The 19,186-nt window shown below is 56.9% G+C and carries 16 protein-coding genes; 6 read left to right on the forward strand and 10 right to left on the reverse strand.

Translation table 11 applies throughout. The features are described from left to right. Positions 1 to 397: 397 nt before the first annotated feature. From repC to repA, 3 genes are all read right to left on the reverse strand, one after another. Positions 398 to 1,675 carry a plasmid replication protein RepC gene (gene repC, locus AB4Z23_RS07660; protein WP_112200820.1) on the reverse strand — a complete coding sequence of 426 codons (1,278 nt, stop codon included), beginning with the start codon at positions 1,673 to 1,675 and terminating at the stop codon, positions 398 to 400. 185 nt (positions 1,676 to 1,860) lie between these two features. Then, the gene (gene repB, locus AB4Z23_RS07665; protein ID WP_065662385.1) at positions 1,861 to 2,871 is read right to left on the reverse strand and encodes a plasmid partitioning protein RepB; all 1,011 of its coding nucleotides are present in this window, start codon (positions 2,869 to 2,871) and stop codon (positions 1,861 to 1,863) included. Next, the gene (gene repA, locus AB4Z23_RS07670) at positions 2,868 to 4,082 is read right to left on the reverse strand and encodes a plasmid partitioning protein RepA (RefSeq protein WP_029658853.1); all 1,215 of its coding nucleotides are present in this window, start codon (positions 4,080 to 4,082) and stop codon (positions 2,868 to 2,870) included. The genes repB and repA overlap by 4 nt, the downstream gene beginning before the upstream one ends. A 440-nt stretch (positions 4,083 to 4,522) precedes the next feature. Here repA and AB4Z23_RS07675 point away from each other — a divergent pair, with 440 nt between their 5' ends. From AB4Z23_RS07675 to AB4Z23_RS07690, 4 genes are all read left to right on the forward strand, one after another. Next, on the forward strand, positions 4,523 to 5,908 hold the full coding sequence (locus AB4Z23_RS07675; RefSeq protein ID WP_065687991.1) for an FAD/NAD(P)-binding protein: 1,386 nt from the start codon (positions 4,523 to 4,525) through the stop codon (positions 5,906 to 5,908). A gap of 415 nt (positions 5,909 to 6,323) precedes the next feature. Continuing rightward, the gene (locus tag AB4Z23_RS07680; protein ID WP_003511636.1) at positions 6,324 to 6,719 is read left to right on the forward strand and encodes a RidA family protein; all 396 of its coding nucleotides are present in this window, start codon (positions 6,324 to 6,326) and stop codon (positions 6,717 to 6,719) included. Between the two features lie 32 nt (positions 6,720 to 6,751). Continuing rightward, complete coding sequence (locus AB4Z23_RS07685; RefSeq protein ID WP_065687992.1) at positions 6,752 to 7,840, forward strand: D-TA family PLP-dependent enzyme; 1,089 nt, start codon at positions 6,752 to 6,754, stop codon at positions 7,838 to 7,840. A 71-nt stretch (positions 7,841 to 7,911) separates the two neighbouring features. After that, positions 7,912 to 9,390 (forward strand): M81 family metallopeptidase, encoded by a 1,479-nt coding sequence (locus AB4Z23_RS07690; protein WP_076845406.1) that lies wholly within the window; start codon positions 7,912 to 7,914, stop codon positions 9,388 to 9,390. Positions 9,391 to 9,402: 12 nt separating this feature from the next. Here AB4Z23_RS07690 and AB4Z23_RS07695 read toward each other — a convergent pair whose 3' ends face one another. From AB4Z23_RS07695 to hutI, 6 genes are all read right to left on the reverse strand, one after another. Continuing rightward, complete coding sequence (locus AB4Z23_RS07695; protein ID WP_179089206.1) at positions 9,403 to 9,972, reverse strand: HutD/Ves family protein; 570 nt, start codon at positions 9,970 to 9,972, stop codon at positions 9,403 to 9,405. Between the two features lie 43 nt (positions 9,973 to 10,015). After that, positions 10,016 to 11,023, reverse strand: a complete 1,008-nt coding sequence (locus tag AB4Z23_RS07700; RefSeq protein ID WP_233284962.1) for an alpha/beta fold hydrolase — start codon at positions 11,021 to 11,023, stop codon at positions 10,016 to 10,018. 245 nt (positions 11,024 to 11,268) lie between these two features. After that, positions 11,269 to 12,942, reverse strand: a complete 1,674-nt coding sequence (hutU, locus tag AB4Z23_RS07705) for a urocanate hydratase (protein WP_025595291.1) — start codon at positions 12,940 to 12,942, stop codon at positions 11,269 to 11,271. After that, positions 12,939 to 13,757, reverse strand: coding sequence for an N-formylglutamate deformylase (gene hutG, locus AB4Z23_RS07710; RefSeq protein ID WP_065660392.1), 819 nt, complete (start codon positions 13,755 to 13,757; stop codon positions 12,939 to 12,941). Before hutG ends, hutU begins: the two co-directional genes overlap by 4 nt. 1 nt (position 13,758) lies before the next feature. Further along, positions 13,759 to 15,294, reverse strand: a complete 1,536-nt coding sequence (hutH, locus tag AB4Z23_RS07715) for a histidine ammonia-lyase (RefSeq protein ID WP_065660391.1) — start codon at positions 15,292 to 15,294, stop codon at positions 13,759 to 13,761. After that, entirely contained in the window at positions 15,291 to 16,550 is a 1,260-nt protein-coding gene (gene hutI, locus AB4Z23_RS07720; RefSeq protein WP_421444636.1) for an imidazolonepropionase, read from the reverse strand. Before hutI ends, hutH begins: the two co-directional genes overlap by 4 nt. Positions 16,551 to 16,665: 115 nt before the next feature. On the opposite strand from hutI, the gene AB4Z23_RS07725 reads away from it, so the two are divergent. Next, positions 16,666 to 18,012 (forward strand): formimidoylglutamate deiminase, encoded by a 1,347-nt coding sequence (locus AB4Z23_RS07725; RefSeq protein ID WP_421444635.1) that lies wholly within the window; start codon positions 16,666 to 16,668, stop codon positions 18,010 to 18,012. A gap of 48 nt (positions 18,013 to 18,060) precedes the next feature. Beyond that, positions 18,061 to 18,786 (forward strand): histidine utilization repressor, encoded by a 726-nt coding sequence (gene hutC, locus AB4Z23_RS07730; protein ID WP_025595286.1) that lies wholly within the window; start codon positions 18,061 to 18,063, stop codon positions 18,784 to 18,786. A 216-nt stretch (positions 18,787 to 19,002) separates the two neighbouring features. Here hutC and AB4Z23_RS07735 read toward each other — a convergent pair. After that, the coding region (locus tag AB4Z23_RS07735; protein WP_441360041.1) for a hypothetical protein at positions 19,003 to 19,186 on the reverse strand (184 nt) is incomplete at its 5' end.

Below are 19,186 nucleotides of genomic sequence, written 5' to 3' on the forward strand. Positions count from 1 at the left end.
GCTCAAGGCCCCCTTCCAACATCGACACGGAAACGCACAATCTTAGGGAAGGTTCAGTTCCAACATCGTGCCATATCGAGATATCTGCATTACCCCAGTCTAGTCAGGCAAGAAACGCGTAAAAATCGCGCTTTTCCTGCCCGTATCATTGCACTAACGCTAAAAGATACCCGGACTCAAGCGATTGAAACCAATCATGGAATAACTCAAACGAAAGTCAATCAAGGCTTAACTTTCATTACTTTGCATTAACCATAGGAACCCCTGCCAGCAGAGTCTGTTCGTAAACACTGGCAGCCTCACAGCGAATCTTCGGAGTCTTGCAGAAACAGCGTCAATGTAGCTGCAGACTGGGAATTCGGCAAGCCGGCGCCATTTTCTGTCCGTCCTCAAGAACTCATACAGCCATGCTTCTCTCTATCCCGTCAGTTCGACCCCGCAGTTGCGCCAGAAGCATGGCCTGAAGATCAAACCCGCCCTCGTGGGCCTTACGGGTGAGATTGCGCAGATATCCGCCCAGCGAGCTGATCTGGTCCGCCTTTTGCAGCAGGCAGGCAAGAATCGCCGCTGTTCCCTGTCGACCGAAAGTGGTGAGGGCGTCCTGGTAGGCCGACTGGCTAACGTTGAACATGGTTTTGATGACTGATGTCGCCACTTCCAGATCACGCCATCCAGTCACTGCTCCTCCGGGTGCATAGAGAGAAATATCCGGGCAAGCCTTCACAACCAAAACAATATCAGGAACAAAAAATTGCTTATGAAGAACAGGCTTTGGCTGTTGCGATGACGGCTTTGCACTGACGGGTACGGCGTATTCTGGCTGTACGACTGTCGTGTCGGCAGGTGCGACGATTACCGGTTCACGCAAATTTTGCGGTTTAGATATAGATTCGGATTCTGAATTCTTTATGAGGCGCTCATTTTGGCAGTCATTGCCGCCCGATTTCTCCGAATTTTCAATATTTTCCAGATAGTTGGTCACTTCTGCACGCAGGGAGACCAAAAATCCGGCGATTTCCTTGAGTTCGACAGGCTTTGAATTACGGCCGAGAGACCGGGCAATGGCATTGTAGCGCGCCTGGAATCCTTCTGACGTTACGACTTCACCGCTGGCGGCTATCATTTCGCAAAGCTTATGGATATCGCGGCGGCACAGGCTGATGTTTTCACGAAGCCGCTGAAGGTCGAGCCGCTCGCGAACGATGCGTTCGGCGAGTTCCTCGATTTCCGATTTGCGGGCGAGAAGCGGTGCCAGCGAAAAACCATAGGCTTCGCTGATTTCCCCGCCCCTGTGCTTACGGGCGTAGCGTTTTCCGTTTGGACTATCCTTGCGGATGATGAGACCGGCCTCGACGAGAGCCGAGAGATGGCGGCGCAATGTCTGTTCTGCCATTCCATGTGCTCGCAATGACAATTGCGTATTCGACGGAAAGACGACCAATCCGGCTTCGCTGGAGAGTTCATTTTTAGGATAAAAACTCAGAAGGGCGTTCAAGACCGCGAGAGAACGATCGGTCACGCCGAGCAATGGTCTGGCTTCACAGACCGAACGGTAGAGTTTCCATTTATCGACCGCCTCGGTCTTTTTGTTTTTCTGCGCGGCAAACTGAGTTGCGAGGACGCCAAACGACATCGCTCGCCGCCCAAAGGGCGTCGTTACACATGTGCTGTCCATGTCTTTCACCTTTCACAAGGCAAAAGAAAATCGCTCACCGAAAAATTCGATGCCAAGACTCTTGACTATGATTCGCGGAAATGAGATTCTTTGGTTGCTTAGATCAAAGAAAGGCTTCCGTGCGGCAACGTTCGGGGGCTTTTTTCTTTTGTAATGCGTCTCCTGTTAGTCGTTGGTATTAACAATCACTGCTTGGACCGGTATTCGGCAAACAGCGCCTGAAGATGTTCCAGAACGAAATCGGCAAATTCCGGCGCCTCGTTCTTGTCGATGGATATATCCAGCTTGCGGTCGCTTTCGACCACCTTTGCCAGCCTGCTGCCAGTTTCCGAAGACCAAACACCGGCTTTCTTTGCCTGGGCCTTGGGTTTCAGAAAATCCAGAAGCGACTTGAAGCGTTCTTCGGACGGAAGAGCGGCAACGGATGGCTCCCTTACATAAGCGCGCGCAGCTTCCTTGACCTGTGACGAGGAGAGCTGATCTGCGAGATCCATCCAGTTACGGCGACCGACGGTGGGTGCCGGACCAATAAGATCGACCAGATCCTCGGGAATGCGACCGACAACCGATAGCATGTTGGAAAGATCGCCCTTGTGCAGGGACATCGCCGCCATGATCGTATCACGCGGAAACCGCATCTGCAGTTTCTGGGCGAAGCGCGCCTTTTCGATATAGGTTAGGTCACGGCGCTCGTTGTTTTCCTGTCCCTGGGCGACAACCAGCTGTTCGTCGCTGAGATCGCGAACCACGGCCTTGACCGGAATACCCAGGTTGGAAACTGCGCGCAGACGGCGATGGCCAAATGCGACCTGATAACGTCCCGGAAATTCAGGATGCGGGCGAACCAGAATGGGAACCTGCTGGCCCTGCTCGCGAATAGCCTCCACCAGGCCTGCATCCGCCTCTTCCGAGGCTGGCATGCGGTCGGGTATGAAGGATGGGTCGATATCAGCAGGATTGAGCGAAACGATCGTAAGGCCCTCTGCGAGCCGTTTTTCGATCTCTTCAGCACGCTTGGAGCGTTCCGACACTTCGTTCAGAGACTGGCCGATCATGCCGACTGGCGAGTTCGACACATCCGTCACCAGTTCGGGAGAACCGAGGATGGGTCTGACACGCGGACGGGACCGCTCGGGAGTGGTATCGTTGTCTGTGCCTGGCGTGCCAAGATTGGCGAAAATCTGTTTTCTGCTCATGCTGCCCTACCCCACGCTTTTTTAATCAATCCCTCGATTTCAGCGTTCACGTTGTTCATGGCTTCCAGTGCGCGGTCATAGGTGGAGCGCGTGAACTGGGTTCTTTCCACCTCGAAAAGCGTCTGGTTGGTCAATCCGGCATCCGAAACGGCCGTGCTCTTCAGCATCGGGTGAATGAGGACGTTTTCACCGAAGATCGAGCGCAGGAAAGCCACCATCTGGTTCTGCGGCCCATCGCTCGGTTCGAAACGCGTGATGAGGTAACGCATCCAGTTATAATCGGAGCGTGCGCCGGCCCTGCCGATTTCAGCGAGAAGATCGCCAGTCATGGCAAGGAACTGGTTCATGGACATGACATCAAGCATTTGCGGATGAACGGTCACGAGAACCGATGTTGCTGCCGTCAGCGCCGAAAGCGTCAGGTAACCGAGTTGCGGTGGGCAATCGATGACCACGACGTCGTAGAAATTCTGGGCCTGGGCGATTGCCTGGCCAATGCGAGCGAAGAACAGCGTGTCGCCCGGTGCGCGACGCATCAGTGCGCGCGGGGTATCATGTTCGAACTCCATAAGCTCCAGATTGCCCGGAACGATATGAAGGTTGGGAATATAGGTGCCGCGAACGATCTCGGCGATCGGCCGGCGTTCGTCATCGTAGCGGATCGCGCCGTAGAGCGTTTCATTCGGGCCGACATCCATTTCGGGCTGGTGACCGAAGAGAGCGGAGAGACTGGCCTGCGGATCGAGATCGATAGCCAGAACCCGGTAACCACGCAGTGCCAGATATTGTGCCAGATGCGCGGATGTCGTGGTCTTACCCGAACCGCCTTTGAAATTCATCACGGCGATGACCTGCAATTCCTCGCCGTCGCGACGGTGGGGCAGATAGCGACGCGTGCCGCGCGCGCCCTGATCGAGAAACTTTCTGATTTCGTCCATATCCTCTACCGAATAGGAACGACGACCGGATGCCTGCGCTGCATCGAGCTCCGGACGCTCAGCGGCGATCTGACGAAGATAGGCTTCACCGATGCCAATCAGCCGGGCGGTTTCTGCCGGCGAAAAATGGCGCATACTCTTTTCGGTATGCGGCGAAAACGTATTCGCATTATGCGCCTGCAATTGGGCTGACAATGCAGCCGAATGCTGTTGTATAAGGCTCGTGAGGTCGGGTGCCCCTGCAGCAAATCTTGAGTCGGCACTCTGTGTCATGGATCTACTTTCGCTCGATATTGCAGTTGCGGTTTTTTTCGAAAAAGACGGTTTTTTCCGCAACTGAGATATAAGCGCCGATTCTCTTTTTGGCGCAATAGGCTTTTTTCCCGGATGCAGAAGTACCGCTAAGGCATTGTGGAAGAATCAGTTTTGCTTTTTGTGAGAGTTTTTCGGTTAGCCGCGGCTAACTTCATCTTCGTTCTGGCTGAGACGCGTTTTTTTGACTTCCTTTAAAACTGACAAGGAGTGACCAAAGCGAAAGTTTGCCGCGGCTAACTTTGGGAATTCCTCACACCAAATGTTCAAGGCGCGATCCCGCCGGCGGAAAGTGAAGGGTAGACATTGGCAGATGTTTAATCTCTACTCATCGACTAGAGTATCAACGGGTTCGGCGCCCACCGCCTAACCTTTCGTGCTGTCGCAGGTTGGAGGAATAAATGTCCTATGATGTCGCTATCGTCGGTTCGGGTTTCTCGGCCATCTGTACCGCCGCTCATCTCTTATCATCCCTGCCCGGGGACGCGTCGATCGCCATTGTCGGCGACGAGTCGGATTTCGGGCGCGGTACGGCCTATCGTACCGAGTTGCCCTATCACCGGCTCAATGTGCCGGCAGGGCGGATGAGCGTATTCCCCGACAGGCCTGATGACTTTCTCGATTGGCTGACGGAGAATGGGCTCGGCAATGATCCATTGGCTTTTGCCTCACGTGGCGACTACGGCCTCTATCTCAGGGACAGGCTCGCCAGCCTGCTGAGAAGCCGGGATCAGCGGGCGAGGGTGGACTTCATCCGTGCCAAGGCTTCAGCCTGTCGCCCGGAGGGCAATGGCGGCTTCTCTTTTGCACTGGAGAATGGTGAGAAGCTACGCGCGAAAAATGTTGTCTTATGTCTTGGTGTCGGCGCGGCAAGTTTGCCGGTGCAAACTCTGACGAAAGACGACGACGCGCCGCATCGCATCATCGGGCATTGCTGGCAGTCTGGATGGCTGTCGAAAGTAAAGGCGGGGGACCGCATCTGTATTCTGGGTTCTGGCCTGACGATGATAGATCAGGTCCTGACGCTTCGAGGAAAGGGACACCGTGGCCCAATCCACGTATTGTCCCGCCGCGGACTTGTGCCGCATCCACATATCAGCCCACCCCTGTCGCCAGCTGATCCGCGCTTACCAGAAGGTTCGACCGAGATCAGCCGGTTAGTGCAGGCTCTGCGTAAGCAGGTGAAAGATGGTGCGCCGTGGCGTACTGTCATGGATGGTCTACGGCCGAAGACCCAGCTGCTTTGGCAGAGCCTGACATCTGAGCAGCGAAGCCGGTTTCTTCGCCATGCTTTGCCGTGGTGGAACATTCACCGGCACCGAATCGCGCCCGAAGTGCATAAGGCTTTTGAAAAGCTATTATCTGACGGCGTTCTAGAGATTCATGCCGGTTATCTCCGCTCTCTCGACGAGCAGGACGAGGGGATCGCCGTACTTTATCGCCGTCGGCATACGGATACGCTTAGAGAGTTTCAGGTCGATTGGGTCGTTAATTGTACCGGAATGGAGAGGGCGGGGATCGGTCATTCACGGCTTTTGGAAACCATGCGGGACGATGGCGTGCTTTTGCTCGACGCCTTTGGTCTTGGGGTCGAGGTGGATGGCCAGTCGCGCTTGTCAAGCGCGGACGGGCAGGTCTGGCCTGGCCTGTTTGCCGCCGGGGCGCTGACGGCGGGCCGCTTTTGGGAGATAACCGCCGTGCCGGATATCCGCGTGCAGGCGCAAAAGATTGCGCAAGCTGTCACGGACAGAGTGGTATCGGACCGGCGGGTTTCGGCACACGGTTGATGTGACGGAAAGAACACTCGCACATTGCCAGGTCTTGAGGAGTTTGCGCTTGAGACTGTTCCTCTAACTTTTCAGATACTGAGGTTTGCCGCGGCTAACCTCTCTATTTCTCTCATCATGCAGCCATCCGAATGTACCGGGCTTCCTCATTAGGCGATAGAGCTAAGGGTTAGTAAGAGCCGTGGCTCAGCCAATAGCCGCTTGCATAGATCGCGACAGACAATAGGTTTTGAGCCTCATTATTCGGTTCGACAACGTGCGGCGATACGAATAGCTCACCGTGACGTCATCGGTCCGCGAGTTGATGATTTACGCAATTGCTAAATTATTTACATCACTTATGGAATATTGATGAAAAACGAGCTATTAAACCCTTAAAAATACGATTTCTATGAAAATTATTTGCGAGGCATCTATGGAAAAGCAGAAACTGGTACGATTCGAGACGGCTGACGCTCAGGCTGGCGGACAGCGCAGGCCTTTTGCCAAGGCCGTGCGGGCCGGTGATTTCGTCTATGTGTCTGGACAGGTGCCAACCGTCGATGGTGAAGTAGTAACTGGCGGCATTGTGGCTCAGACCGAGCAGGTTGTGGCCAATATCATGGATGTTCTGGCGCTTGCGGATTGTACACTTGCCGATGTCGTCAAGGTCAATGTCTGGCTGGATGATGCTCGGGATTTTTCGAGCTTCAACGCGGTCTTCCAGAAATATTTCATCGATCATCCACCGGCACGTTCAACCGTGCAGTCGCCCCTGATGGTCGATGCGAAGGTTGAAATGGATGTTATCGCCTATAAGCCACTGGTTTGATTGCCAATTTCCGATTCTGAGAGCGTTTGACGATGACCTACCCCTGGCCTGACGAAGGCACCCCACTCGATGCGATCTCGACGCCGATGCCCGTGATCGACGAGGACCGACTTGCCGCCAATATTGCGCGGGCGCAGTCCTATCTTGATGGACATGACAAGGCTTTTCGCCCCCATATCAAGACGCATAAGATACCAGCCGTTGCGAAGCAGCAGCTTCAGGCGGGCGCCATTGGCATCAATTGCCAGAAGGTCAGCGAGGCGGAAGTTTTCGCGGATGCCGGTTTCGACGACATTCTCATTACCTACAATATCCTCGGCGTGGCGAAACTCTCGCGGCTGAGGGCATTGAATGCGCGTATAGGGCAACTGAGCGTCGTCGCCGACAGCGCCGTGACGATTGCCGGCCTTGCCGGCACATTCGATGCGGAAAGACCGCTTTCCGTTCTTGTCGAATGCGATACCGGCGGAAAACGCTGCGGTGTGCAGACCCCGGAAGCCGTGTTGCAGCTTGCAGAAAAGATCGTCGCGGCACCGGGCCTCAAATTCAAGGGCATTTTGACCTATCCGGCACCCGGTGGCGCTGAAAAGGTGGAGAACTTCATTCGGGAAACCATGGCGTTGCTTGCGGAAAAGGGCATTGACTGCCCGGTTCGCTCCAGTGGCGGCTCACCGGATTTTTTCTCTGCTCACCTCGTTCCCTCCGCAACCGAATATCGGGCGGGCACCTATGTATATAATGACCGTTCGATGCTGCGTGCCGGACATTGCACCGCTGGCGACCTGGCAATGCATGTTCTTGCCACCGTGGTGTCGCGACCGACAGTTGATCGCGCTGTGCTCGATTGTGGCTCCAAGGCTTTGACCTCCGATCTCCTTGGGTTCAGCGATTACGGGCTGATTGAAGGGTATGAAGGCGCGAAAATCATGTCGCTTTCGGAAGAACATGCGGTGGTCGATTTGTCGGGCTGCACATCGGGCCGGCCGGAAATCGGTGAGCTGGTCAAGGTCGTGCCGAACCACACCTGCGTCATCACTAATCTTTTCGACAGAATGGTTTTCCATCGAAACGGTATCGTGACGCGGGTGGAAGACGTGGCAGCACGCGGCACCGTCTGGTAACATTACCCGGCTAATTAAATTGCAAAAAAGATGCTGCCGAAATGCGGGCATCGGCAACGAGAATGACAGTCATGCGCATATTCACGGCATCGCTTGCCACCGAAACCAACACGTTTTCACCCGTCCCGACGGACATGGACGCCTTTCGCGCGGCTTTTTACGCTGGGCCCGGCGAACATCCGGAAACGCCGACACTATGCTCCTCACCGGTACCAATTCTGCGCCGGCGCGGCAAAGCGGAAGGGTTTACGGTAATCGAGGGTACCTCCTGCTGGGCGGAACCGGCGGGGCTGATACAGCGCCAGACCTATGAAACGCTGCGCGATACGATTCTTGCCGAGCTTGCCGCCGCCCTGCCGGTCGATGCGGTAATTCTTGGTCTCCATGGCGCCATGGTCGCGCAGGGTTATGATGATCCGGAAGGCGATTTCCTGTCGCATGTCCGCACGCTTGTTGGTCCCGAAGTACTGATCGCGGCGGAATTCGATCCCCACAGCCATTTGACCCCTTTAAGGGTCCAAAATCTCGATATCATGGCGACGTTTCTGGAATTCCCGCATACGGATTTTGAGGAACGTGGTGAGCACGTCGTTGAACTGGCACTTCGCACCCTGCGCGGAGAAATCAAGCCGGTTATTTCCACTTTCGATTGCCGCATGATCACCATTTACCCCACCAGCCGCGAACCGATGCGTTCTTATGTTGACCGTTTGAAGGCTTTAGAGGGCAAGGACGGCGTGCTGTCTATTTCCGTCATTCACGGTTTCATGGCAGGCGATGTCCCAGACATGGGCACGCGTATCGTCGTCGTGACAGATAATGACAGGGCAAAAGGTGACGCACTGGCCGAAGAACTCGGTCATGAGCTTTACGCCATGCGCAAGTTGACTGCCATGCCGATGCTCGACACGGAATCGGGTCTCGACAGGGTTCTCGCCATTCGAAGTGAGCATCCGGATATGCCGGTCGTGGTGTCGGATATATGGGATAATCCCGGTGGCGGCGTTGCGGGTGATGCCACCCATATTCTGCGGCGCATGGTGGAGCGCGGCATGGACAATATCGGTGTGGCAACGATCTGGGATCCGATTGCTGTGTCTTTCTGTCACGCGGCAGGCGAGGGAGCGGAGATTGATCTGCGTATTGGCGGCAAATCCAGTCCCGAAGGTGGCGAGCCGCTCGATTTCCGGATCAGGGTCATGCGCACCGCAGAAGCAGGGTGGCAGAGTTTCCGAAACAGCCGCGTCACGCTCGGCCGCGCCGCCGTCGTTCGACCGGTCGGAACGGAAATCGATATCATTCTCATTACCAGCCGCACGCAAACTTATGAGCCGGATATCTTTTCCAATCTCGGCATTGATTTTGCCAGGAAAGACGTGCTGCTGGTGAAGTCCACCAACCACTTCCATGCGGGTTTTGCGCCGGTCGCTTCCGAGATCGTTTATATCGCCGCGCCCACTTCCTATCCGACCGATCCGGCCACAACCGCCTATCGCAAGGCAAGCCTCCAGCTATGGCCACGGGTGGCCGATCCGCTGGGGTTGGACTGAGGCTGCGACGCTTCAAATATCTTGTAGCGTGATCATAAAGAATATGCCTTCACCATGATCTGAATCGATGGTGAACGGCACGCTTTCCGTGATGAAAACGCTATCCAGCTTCTCCAGCCGGGCTGTGTCGTTGTTGACGGCGACCGTCAGAGGATCGAGCGCGAGGATCAGCCTTGTTCCCGTTGCCGCCTGCATCGAGCGGCTGCCGGATAGTCTTTGCACGCTGTGGGCGAAGGACGAGCGGCGGGTCATGACATTCAGGTCGACGATCGCGCCGTCCATCAGGGTCGCATCCACGGGAACATCGGCGGCAAAGGGCAGGGGGGTACTCTCCGTCGTCAGCGCCACCGGCTCATGACCCGAAATAGCAAGTTCAAGGCCGTTTCCCTCGATAATCGCAAGCGTGCGGTCTATGCCGGCGAAGCTGGAAAATGGTCCGTCCTGAGCAACGGTCGCCATGCTGACGCGCCAGTCGAATGCATCCACGGAAGCACCCGGCGGATGGATGGCGATTTCCACCGTAACGCCGCCGCCATTTTTCCACGGCATGGTTTTGTGTTCGGAAGCGCGTAATATTCTCATGTGATGTCCAGAATCGGGTCGTTAAGGGGGCGGGGGCGGAAGTTTATGATCCGCGATCATTCTCGATGCGTCGCTCAATCGTTTTTTGGACCGCCTTTAAATCGGATGGCCGGCCGGCAACCTTTTCGATCGCGGCAATGGCAAGGTCACTGGCGACATAGTCAGATTTATGCCCGAGATTGTGCACGACGATCAAAGTGGAGCCGCGAATATCTCTGGCGAGATGACGGGAATGCACCTCTGGCGAGACGATCGTGTCCGTATCACCGGTTATGATGACGGTTGGTGCCGTGATGCGCCGATACTCCGAGGAAGCTCCACGCGCCCATTCATTGAGAGCCGCGACCTCCTGCGCATTGTGCCGAAAGGCCCTGGGCCGCAGGGCCGCCACGGAATGCGTTGCTTCCACATAACCGGCGGGTCTGGAATTGGGTGCAAAAACACCGCGCGTTGCCTGATCCAATGCCAGGAGGCCGGCGGGCGGAGCAATGAAGGTGCTGAACAGCGGACCGGTAAAGGGCGCATTTGCCGCTGTGTAATACCAGGCGATGCCGCCCTCCCATGGATAGACAGCGGGAGAAAGGAATACGAGGCCCGCGACCATCTCCGGATGACGGACCGCAAGCGATGCCGCGATGGCGCCGCCAAAGGAATGTCCGACGATAATCGCTCTCGGGACGCCTCGCTTTTTCATAAGCTGGGCAATGGCGTCCGCCTGTCCATCCGGGAGAATATTTGCCTTGCCGCCGATATCCGAATTGCCGTGCCCTGGCCTGTCGACAAATAGCAGTTTTGCACGGCCTCTCAGCTTTTCGAGAAACGAAAACATCGGATCATAGAGACTGGCGCTTGCGCCGTGAATGAAGAGGATCGGCGGAAGCTCGGCGCTTTTTCCCGGCTCGACCAAGATGCTGTTCAGCTTGTAGCCGCCCACATCGATCCGCACGGGAACATTTTGTTGCTTTTCGGACGCCACGGCATTCGTAGCGGAAACCGGAAGAAGTGCCCCGAGCAGGAGGGTAAATGCAAGCGGAAGGAACCTGTACGCCATTCTTTGATCTACCATGTCCTTCATGCCTGCCTAACGGTTAGCGCGGCTTTCAAACGAGCATACAGTCGGTCGGTTAAAAACAGCAACGGAAGAAAGCCGCATACAGAACAGAAGTTCCACCGGCCGCCGACAGCGGCGTCGAAACTGATGCGGCACCGCTGTCGGCACTGTACAATGGGTGGATCGCGGCTCTCTTCCCGGATCAGATAAACGGCGCAGCCTGAAGACTGCGCCGAGTTTTTTCTTTAGTTACCGAGAATGCCGGGCAGTCGCAGACCCTGCTCTTTTGCGCATTCCACGGCGATTTCGTAACCGGCATCGGCATGGCGCATGACGCCGGTTGCCGGGTCGTTCCACAGCACGCGCTCTATGCGGCGGGCCGCGTCATCGGTGCCGTCGCAGCAGATGACCATGCCGGAATGCTGGGAAAAGCCCATGCCGACACCGCCGCCGTGGTGCAGGGAAACCCATGTCGCGCCGGATGCGGTATTAAGCAGCGCGTTCAGCAGCGGCCAGTCGGATACGGCATCCGAACCGTCCTGCATGGCTTCGGTCTCGCGGTTCGGCGAGGCGACGGAGCCGCTGTCGAGGTGGTCGCGGCCGATGACGATCGGAGCGCTGAGCTCGCCGTTCTTGACCATTTCGTTGAAAGCAAGACCGAGACGATGGCGATCACCAAGGCCAACCCAGCAGATACGCGCCGGCAGGCCCTGGAAGGCGATGCGCTCGGCGGCCATATCAAGCCAATTGTGCAGGTGCTTGTTGTCGGGCAGCAGTTCCTTCACCTTGGCGTCGGTCTTGCGGATGTCTTCCGGATCACCCGATAGTGCCGCCCAGCGGAACGGGCCGACGCCGCGGCAAAACAGCGGGCGGATATAGGCCGGAACGAAGCCCGGGAAGGCGAAAGCGTTTTCCAGCCCTTCTTCTTTTGCCACCTGGCGGATGTTGTTGCCGTAGTCGAAAGTCGGAATGCCCATGTCCTGGAAGGCAATCATCGCTTCGACATGTTCGCGCATCGAGGCACGGGCAGCTTTTTCGACGGCTTTCGGGTCGCTCTCGCGCTTTTCCTTCCACTTGGCCATCGTCCAGCCCTTCGGCAGATAGCCGTTGATCGGGTCGTGCGCCGAGGTCTGGTCGGTTACCATGTCTGGACGGATGCCGCGGCGGACCATTTCCGGAAGGATTTCAGCGGTGTTGCCGAGCAGGCCGACGGACTTTGCCTCGCCGGCGGCTGTCCAGCGCTCAATCATCTCCATCGCCTCATCAAGAGTTTCGGCGCGGGCATCGACGTAGCGGGTGCGCAGACGGAAATCGATCGAATCGGGATTGCATTCAATGGCAAGGCAGCAGGCACCGGCCATCACGGCGGCAAGTGGCTGGGCGCCGCCCATGCCGCCAAGGCCGCCGGTCAGAACCCATTTGCCTGTGAGATCGCCATTATAGTGCTGGCGACCGGCCTCGACGAAGGTTTCGTAGGTGCCCTGCACGATGCCCTGGCTGCCGATATAGATCCACGAACCGGCGGTCATCTGGCCGTACATGGCAAGACCCTTTTTATCCAGCTCGTTGAAATGATCCCATGTCGCCCAGTGCGGCACGAGGTTGGAGTTGGCAATCAGCACGCGCGGCGCATCCTTGTGGGTGCGGAACACGCCAACCGGTTTGCCGGACTGGACCATCAGGGTTTCGTCTTCGTTGAGATCGCGCAGGGTCGCGACGATCTTGTCGAAATCCGCCCAGGTGCGGGCGGCACGGCCGATGCCACCATAAACCACCAGTTCGTGCGGGTTCTCGGCCACTTCAGGATCGAGATTGTTCATCAGCATGCGCAGCGGCGCTTCTGTCATCCACGATTTCGCGGTCAGCTCGGTTCCACGCGCAGCGCGGACGTCGCGGATATTGTGACGAGGATTGGTCATTTGGTTCCCCTTTTGGTGTGTGCGAGTGTCAGCGCAGTCGTTTCGATGCGCGTGAGAATGTCTTTCAGGTGGATACGAAGCTTGGTGGCCTTGGCGTCGTCATAGGCAAACGGCAGTGCCTCTGTCGTTAGATGGGTGGATTGCGCCAGTTCCATCTGGATGGCGTGCACGCCGGTTTCGGGCTTTCCGTAGTGGCGTGTCGTCCAGCCACCCTTGAAGCGACCGTTGAGAATGCTGGTGTAACCTTCTGCCGCAGCGGTCGCTTCGACCGCCATTGTCTCGATGGCTGGGTCGCAGGTCCTGCCCATATCCGTACCGATGTTGAAATCCGGCAGCTTGCCTTCGAACAGGAACGGGATATGCGAGCGGATCGAATGGCAATCATAGAGAATGGCGATGCCGTGAATGGCCTTAACCCGCTCGATTTCCGCGGCAAGGGCCGCGTGATAGGGTGCATGAAACGTTTCCAGCCGAGAGACGATGTCGTCCTGATTCGGTTCCTGCCCCTCATTCCAGATCGATTTGCCGTCGAAATCGGTTTCCGGAACAAGGCCTGTGGTGTTTTGTCCTGGATAGAGGCTAACGCCTTCAGGATCGCGGTTGGCATCGATCACATAACGATGAAAGGTGGCGCGAACCGTCGTCGCGTCGGGGAGCAGATCCGCGTAGAGATCATGAATATGCCAGTCGGTATCGGCAAGCATCTTGCCGTTGTCGTTCAAGCGTTGCCAAATCGCTGCGGGAACATCGGTGCCGGTATGGGGCAGGCCGAGAATGACGGGCGATGTGCCTTCTTTAATATCGAAGACGCGCATCTTACGCCTCCAGCTTCGGAAGAATGCCGTCGGAGATCACGGACACAAGAGCGCCGGTCGCAATAAGGTCGGATGCCGCCTTCAGATCCGGCGCCATATAACGGTCCTCTTCCAGTGAAGGGATCGCCTGACGCAGCACGGCGATTGCCTTTTGCAGCTCCGGGCTGGTTTTCAATGGCCCACGCAGCTCAACGCCCTGAACCGCCGAAAGCGCCTCGATGCCGAGGATGGCGAAAAGATTCTCCGTCATCGGTAGCAGGCGGCGCGCGCCGTGGCAGGCCATGGAGACATGGTCTTCCTGATTGGCTGAGGTTGGCGTCGAATCGACCGAAGCCGGATGAGCCATCTGCTTGTTCTCGCTCATCAGCGCAGCGGAGGTGACTTCGGCAATCATCAGGCCGGAATTCAGCCCCGGTTTTTTCGATAAAAATGCCGGAAGGCCATAGGATAGAGCCGGATCGACAAGCAGCGCCACGCGGCGTTGCGCGATCGCGCCGATTTCGCAGATGGCAAGCGCCGTCTGGTCGGCGGCAAATGCCACCGGTTCAGCGTGAAAGTTGCCCCCGGATACGACGGAATTGTCGGAAAGCACCAGCGGATTGTCCGTCACGGCATTGGCTTCGATTTCAAGCGTGCGGGCTACCTGTCGCAGAAGATCGAGGCAGGCGCCGTCCACTTGCGGCTGGCAACGGATGCAATAGGGATCCTGAACGCGCTCGTCGCCTTCGATATGGCTGACACGGATTTCGGATCCTTCCAGCAGGTTGCGCAGTGCAGCCCCCGCATCGATCTGGCCCTTGTGGCCGCGCAATGTGTGAATATCGGGATGGAAGGGAGCCGAAGAACCCATAGCGGCATCGGTGGAAAGCGCACCTGTTATCAGCGCTGCCTGTGCCGCGCGGTGAGCGCGGAAAAGACCGGCAAGCGCCAGCGCCGTCGAGGTTTGCGTGCCGTTGATCAGCGCCAACCCTTCCTTGGCGGCGAGCACGACCGGGGTCAGCCCGGCTCTAGTGAGAGCTTCGCCGGCGGGCAGAAGCGTACCTTCATAGAAAGCCTCGCCTTCGCCCATCATCACGGCGGCCATATGGGCAAGCGGTGCGAGATCGCCCGACGCTCCGACCGAACCCTTTTCCGGAATGGAAGGGATGACACCCTTTTCCAGCATGTCCTCAATCAGCCGCACCAGTTCCAGCCGCACGCCGGAGGCGCCGCGACCGAGCGAAATCAGCTTCAGCGCCATGATCAGGCGCACGACATTTTCCGGAAGCGCCGCACCGACGCCGCAGCAATGTGACAGGATGAGGTTACGCTGTAGCGTCGCCACATCGGCTGCGTCGATCTTGATCGAGGCGAGTTTGCCGAAACCGGTATTGATGCCATAGACCGGCGCATTGCCGGCGGCGATCTCGGCGATGCGGCCCGCTGCTTTTTTTATGCCGGCATCGAACGAACGGTCGAGTTTCGCTGTGCCGTTATCCCAGTAGATTGCGGCAAGTTCAGCAAGGGTCACATTGCCGGGGTGAAGCGTGATAGTCATGGAGAAACCTTCTGTCCCTTGAAAATGCGGGCGTGGAGCGGGTTGAAGCCGATGCGGTAGACAAGTTCAGCCGGGCGTTCGATATCCCAGATGGTGAAATCAGCGGATTTTCCTGCTTCAAGCGTGCCGGTTTCCGCAAGCAGGCCGAGCGCCTTTGCGGCATTGCGCGTGGTCGCCGTCAGGCATTCCTCCACCGTCATACGAAAAAGCGTGGCACCCATGTTCATGGTCAGCAACAGGGAAGTCAGTGGTGAGGTGCCAGGATTGCAATCGGTAGCCAGCGCGATGTCAGCGCCTGCATCGCGCAAGGCCTGAACCGGGGGCAGCTGTTTTTCCCGGAGCGCGTAAAAGGCCCCGGGCAGAAGCACGGCCACCGTTCCCGCTTTAGCCAGTGCTTCTGCACCGGCCTCATCAAGATATTCCAGATGATCGGCGGAAAGCGCACCGTAGGATGCGGCAAGCTCCGTACCGCCGAGGTTGGAAAGCTGTTCGGCATGCAGCTTGACGGGAAGACCGTACTGTTTTGCCGCCTCGAAAACCCGGGTCATTTCCTCAACGGAAAAGGCGATGCCTTCGCAAAAACCGTCAACCGCATCCGCCAGTCCCTCCGCATTGGCTTTTTCCAGCCCCGGCAGAACCACGTCCATAATGTAGTCGGCGTTACGGCCCTTATATTCGGCCGGTGTCGCATGCGCGGCCAGGTAGCTGGTGACGATTCTAACGGGCCGTAGTGTCTCAAGTTTGCGGGCGACGCGCAGCATTTTCAGTTCGGTTTCGATATCAAGACCGTAACCGGATTTTATTTCGAGGGTCGAGACACCCTCCGCCAGAAGCGTATCCAGACGGGGCAATGCCTGTGCCACCAAAGCCTCTTCCGAGAGGGCGCGCGTGTCGCGTACCGAAGAAACGATACCACCGCCCGCTTTGGCGATCTCCTCATAGGTCGCGCCATTGAGGCGCATTTCGAATTCCATGGCGCGGTTGCCGCCGAAGACCAGATGTGTGTGGCAGTCTATCAGGGCCGGGGTGATCCAGCGTCCCTCACAATCGGTTATCTCGTCGGCCGTTGCCAGGTCGGCGGGCAGATCGCTTTCAGCGCCGGCAAAGACGATGCGGTCGTTGCGTATGGCAATGGCAGCATTTTCGATAGCGCCGATGCCTTCCATGGTAGGATCAAACGTCGCCAGCCGGGCATTGCGCCACAATGCGGTAGTGTTACCCGTCGCCATTCCCTTTGTATATTTGTTCCCTGGCATTTGCTTTTCGCCTTTCTTTTATGTGTCAAATGTATATACATAATAATCACGTTGGCAAGCCGCAATTTCGTATGCGACGTCGCCTTGTCAGAAGAGATCAAGAGGAGAGGGTGGCATGACGGTAATTCACGCGGGCGCAGCACTTCTGGCCGATGGGTGGGTGCAAGATGTTCGCATCCACTGCAGGGACGGTGCTGTTTCATCTGTCGAAACCGGTGTTTCTCCGCAGCCGCAGGATGAACGGCATGCCGTTATCGTGCCAGCCATGCCCAATCTCCACAGCCATGCCTTTCAGCGGGCCATGGCAGGGCTTGCTGAAATTCGCGGGCCTGCCGACGACAGCTTCTGGAGCTGGCGCACGGTCATGTACAAATTCGCGCTGTCGATGACACCGGATCATGTCGAGGCCGTTGCTGCCCAGCTTTATATGGAAATGCTGGAAGCCGGTTTTGGACGGGTCGGTGAATTTCATTACCTGCATAACGATATGGATGGTTCGCATTACGGCAATATCGCCGAAATGGCCGAACGTATCGGTGCCGCCGCCTCGCAAACGGGGATCGGCCTGACTTTGCTGCCGGTATTTTATGCGCATTCCGGTTTCGGCGGTCAGGCGCCGATAGACGGTCAGAAACGTTTCATCCATTCGCTCGACAGTTACGAAAGGCTCATGCAGGGCGCCCAAGCCGTGGTGAATGGGCTTCCCGGTGCAACGCTCGGCATCGCGCCACACAGTCTCCGTGCCGTAACTGGTGAAGAACTGGCGGCGATCGAACCGCTGGCGAAAGGCGGCCCGATCCACATTCATGTGGCGGAGCAGGTCAAGGAAATCGAGGACTCGCTCGCCTTTTCAGGTGCGCGGCCGGTGGAGTGGCTTTTGCAGAATGCGCCGGTCGATGATCGCTGGTGCCTTATCCATGCGACGCATATGACAGAAGCCGAAACCCGCCGCATGGCAAAAAGCGGTGCCGTTGCCGGCCTTTGCCCCATCACCGAGGCCAATCTTGGCGACGGCATCTTCCCCGCTCCCGGTTTCATCGCGGAAGGCGGCCATTACGGTGTCGGTTCGGATTCCAACATTTTGGTCTCCGTGCCGGAAGAATTGCGGATGCTCGAATATTCGCAGCGCCTGTCGCTTCGGGCGCGCAATGTCATCGCCGATGCCGGCCGTTCCACTGGCGAGAAACTGTTCCAGCAGGCGCTTCAAGGCGGTGGCAGGGCGCTGGATTCAAAAAATCAGATAGAAGCGGGAAAAAGCGCTGATTTTGTCGCGCTTGATTGCTCGGCCGTTCCCCATCTTCCGGCATCCCAGATTCTCGACCAGTGGATGTTCGCGAGTAGCGTCCACGTCGATACCGTCTGGGTGCGCGGTAAAAAACTGGTGCAAGCGGGCCGGCACGCCCATCGCCGCGAAATATCGGATCGCTTCAACAAGGTCATGGCCGAACTTGTCGATAGCTGATATGCGCTCGATAGGAATGACATCGAGCCGTTGGAAGGCATTGCGGACGTGACGAAAGCATCGGCCGGGCAAACCCTGCACCAGCGTATCCTCGGTGATATCGAGGGCCGGATCGTATCGGGAGAATGGCCGCCGGGTCACCGGTTGCCTTTCGAGGTTGATCTCGCCGCCCACTACGATTGCTCCCGCATGACCGTCAACAAGGTCATGGGCCAGCTTGTGAAGGCCGGCTTGATCGAGCGTCGCAAGAAATCCGGCAGTTTCGTTCGCCAGCCGCAGATTCAGTCCGCGGTTCTCGAAATCCACGATATCAGGGCGGAAGTCGAATCCCTTGGGCTGGAATATGGCTTCAAGGTTCTGAAGCGTACGCAGCGTGTCGCAAAGCGTGAGGATCGGACAAGTCTCGATATTGCCATTGGTACATCGCTGCTCGATATCGTCTGCATTCATTTTGCGGGCACGCGGGAATTCTGCATCGAGCAGCGTCTCGTCAATCTGGCAACCGTTCCCGATGCCGCTGAAATCGACTTCACGGAGATTGCACCCGGACCCTGGCTGCTTGGCCATGTTCCCTGGAGCAATGCCGAACACCGCATCAGTGCCGAAACGCCCTCGAAAGATGTGGCACGCCTGTTGGGTATCTCCGACAGGCAGGCCTGCCTTGTCGTGGAGCGGCGCACATGGAGCAATTCGGGTGCCGTCACCTATGTACGCTTCACCTATCCCGGCAATGCGCACGCTCTGGTCGCCCGTTTCAGCCCGTCTTCCGAATAAGACTGGGAAGGGCGCAATGCCTGCAATGCCCAAGAGAGCGCCCTCGTCGTGGTAGGAAAAGCCCTAGCTCCCGTCATGCAGTTCCGAAACGTTAAAATCTGTTAGTTTGTATGACTAATTTCAAACTCCCCTTTAAAATCAATGCTTTGAATGTTTTTTTTAGAATTTGTATTTTGGTGTGTTGACTTGTTTGAGGGTGATCTCTTATAAGTCCGCTCACTGAACGAGGGCGGCGGCGCTGCTGGCGACGAAGTCTTTCGTTCTAAAGAAATCATGTTGATGAGCTGACTGCTTGTTGTTTTCCAGGGGCTTTTGCTTTTGGGGTTTGATTTTGTGACTGCATTGAGCGGTCTGTTTTTTGACAATTGAATATGAGAAGAAAGAGAAACGTGGGCGGCGA

Source organism: Agrobacterium sp. MCAB5 (assembly GCF_052114365.1).
GTDB lineage: Bacteria > Pseudomonadota > Alphaproteobacteria > Rhizobiales > Rhizobiaceae > Agrobacterium > Agrobacterium tumefaciens.

Excerpts from the sequence above, each read along its gene's own strand:
- AB4Z23_RS07690 (WP_076845406.1), top strand. The coding sequence starts at position 7,912 with ATGCGCATATTCACGGCATCGCTTGCCACCGAAACCAACACGTTTTCA.
- hutI (WP_421444636.1), bottom strand. The coding sequence starts at position 16,550 with ATGCCAGGGAACAAATATACAAAGGGAATGGCGACGGGTAACACTACC.
- AB4Z23_RS07700 (WP_233284962.1), bottom strand. The coding sequence starts at position 11,023 with ATGGCGTACAGGTTCCTTCCGCTTGCATTTACCCTCCTGCTCGGGGCA.
- AB4Z23_RS07680 (WP_003511636.1), top strand. The coding sequence starts at position 6,324 with ATGGAAAAGCAGAAACTGGTACGATTCGAGACGGCTGACGCTCAGGCT.
- hutG (WP_065660392.1), bottom strand. The coding sequence starts at position 13,757 with ATGCGCGTCTTCGATATTAAAGAAGGCACATCGCCCGTCATTCTCGGC.
- repA (WP_029658853.1), bottom strand. The coding sequence starts at position 4,082 with ATGACACAGAGTGCCGACTCAAGATTTGCTGCAGGGGCACCCGACCTC.
- AB4Z23_RS07675 (WP_065687991.1), top strand. The coding sequence starts at position 4,523 with ATGTCCTATGATGTCGCTATCGTCGGTTCGGGTTTCTCGGCCATCTGT.
- repB (WP_065662385.1), bottom strand. The coding sequence starts at position 2,871 with ATGAGCAGAAAACAGATTTTCGCCAATCTTGGCACGCCAGGCACAGAC.
- repC (WP_112200820.1), bottom strand. The coding sequence starts at position 1,675 with ATGGACAGCACATGTGTAACGACGCCCTTTGGGCGGCGAGCGATGTCG.
- hutH (WP_065660391.1), bottom strand. The coding sequence starts at position 15,294 with ATGACTATCACGCTTCACCCCGGCAATGTGACCCTTGCTGAACTTGCC.
- AB4Z23_RS07685 (WP_065687992.1), top strand. The coding sequence starts at position 6,752 with ATGACCTACCCCTGGCCTGACGAAGGCACCCCACTCGATGCGATCTCG.
- AB4Z23_RS07725 (WP_421444635.1), top strand. The coding sequence starts at position 16,666 with ATGACGGTAATTCACGCGGGCGCAGCACTTCTGGCCGATGGGTGGGTG.
- AB4Z23_RS07695 (WP_179089206.1), bottom strand. The coding sequence starts at position 9,972 with ATGAGAATATTACGCGCTTCCGAACACAAAACCATGCCGTGGAAAAAT.
- hutU (WP_025595291.1), bottom strand. The coding sequence starts at position 12,942 with ATGACCAATCCTCGTCACAATATCCGCGACGTCCGCGCTGCGCGTGGA.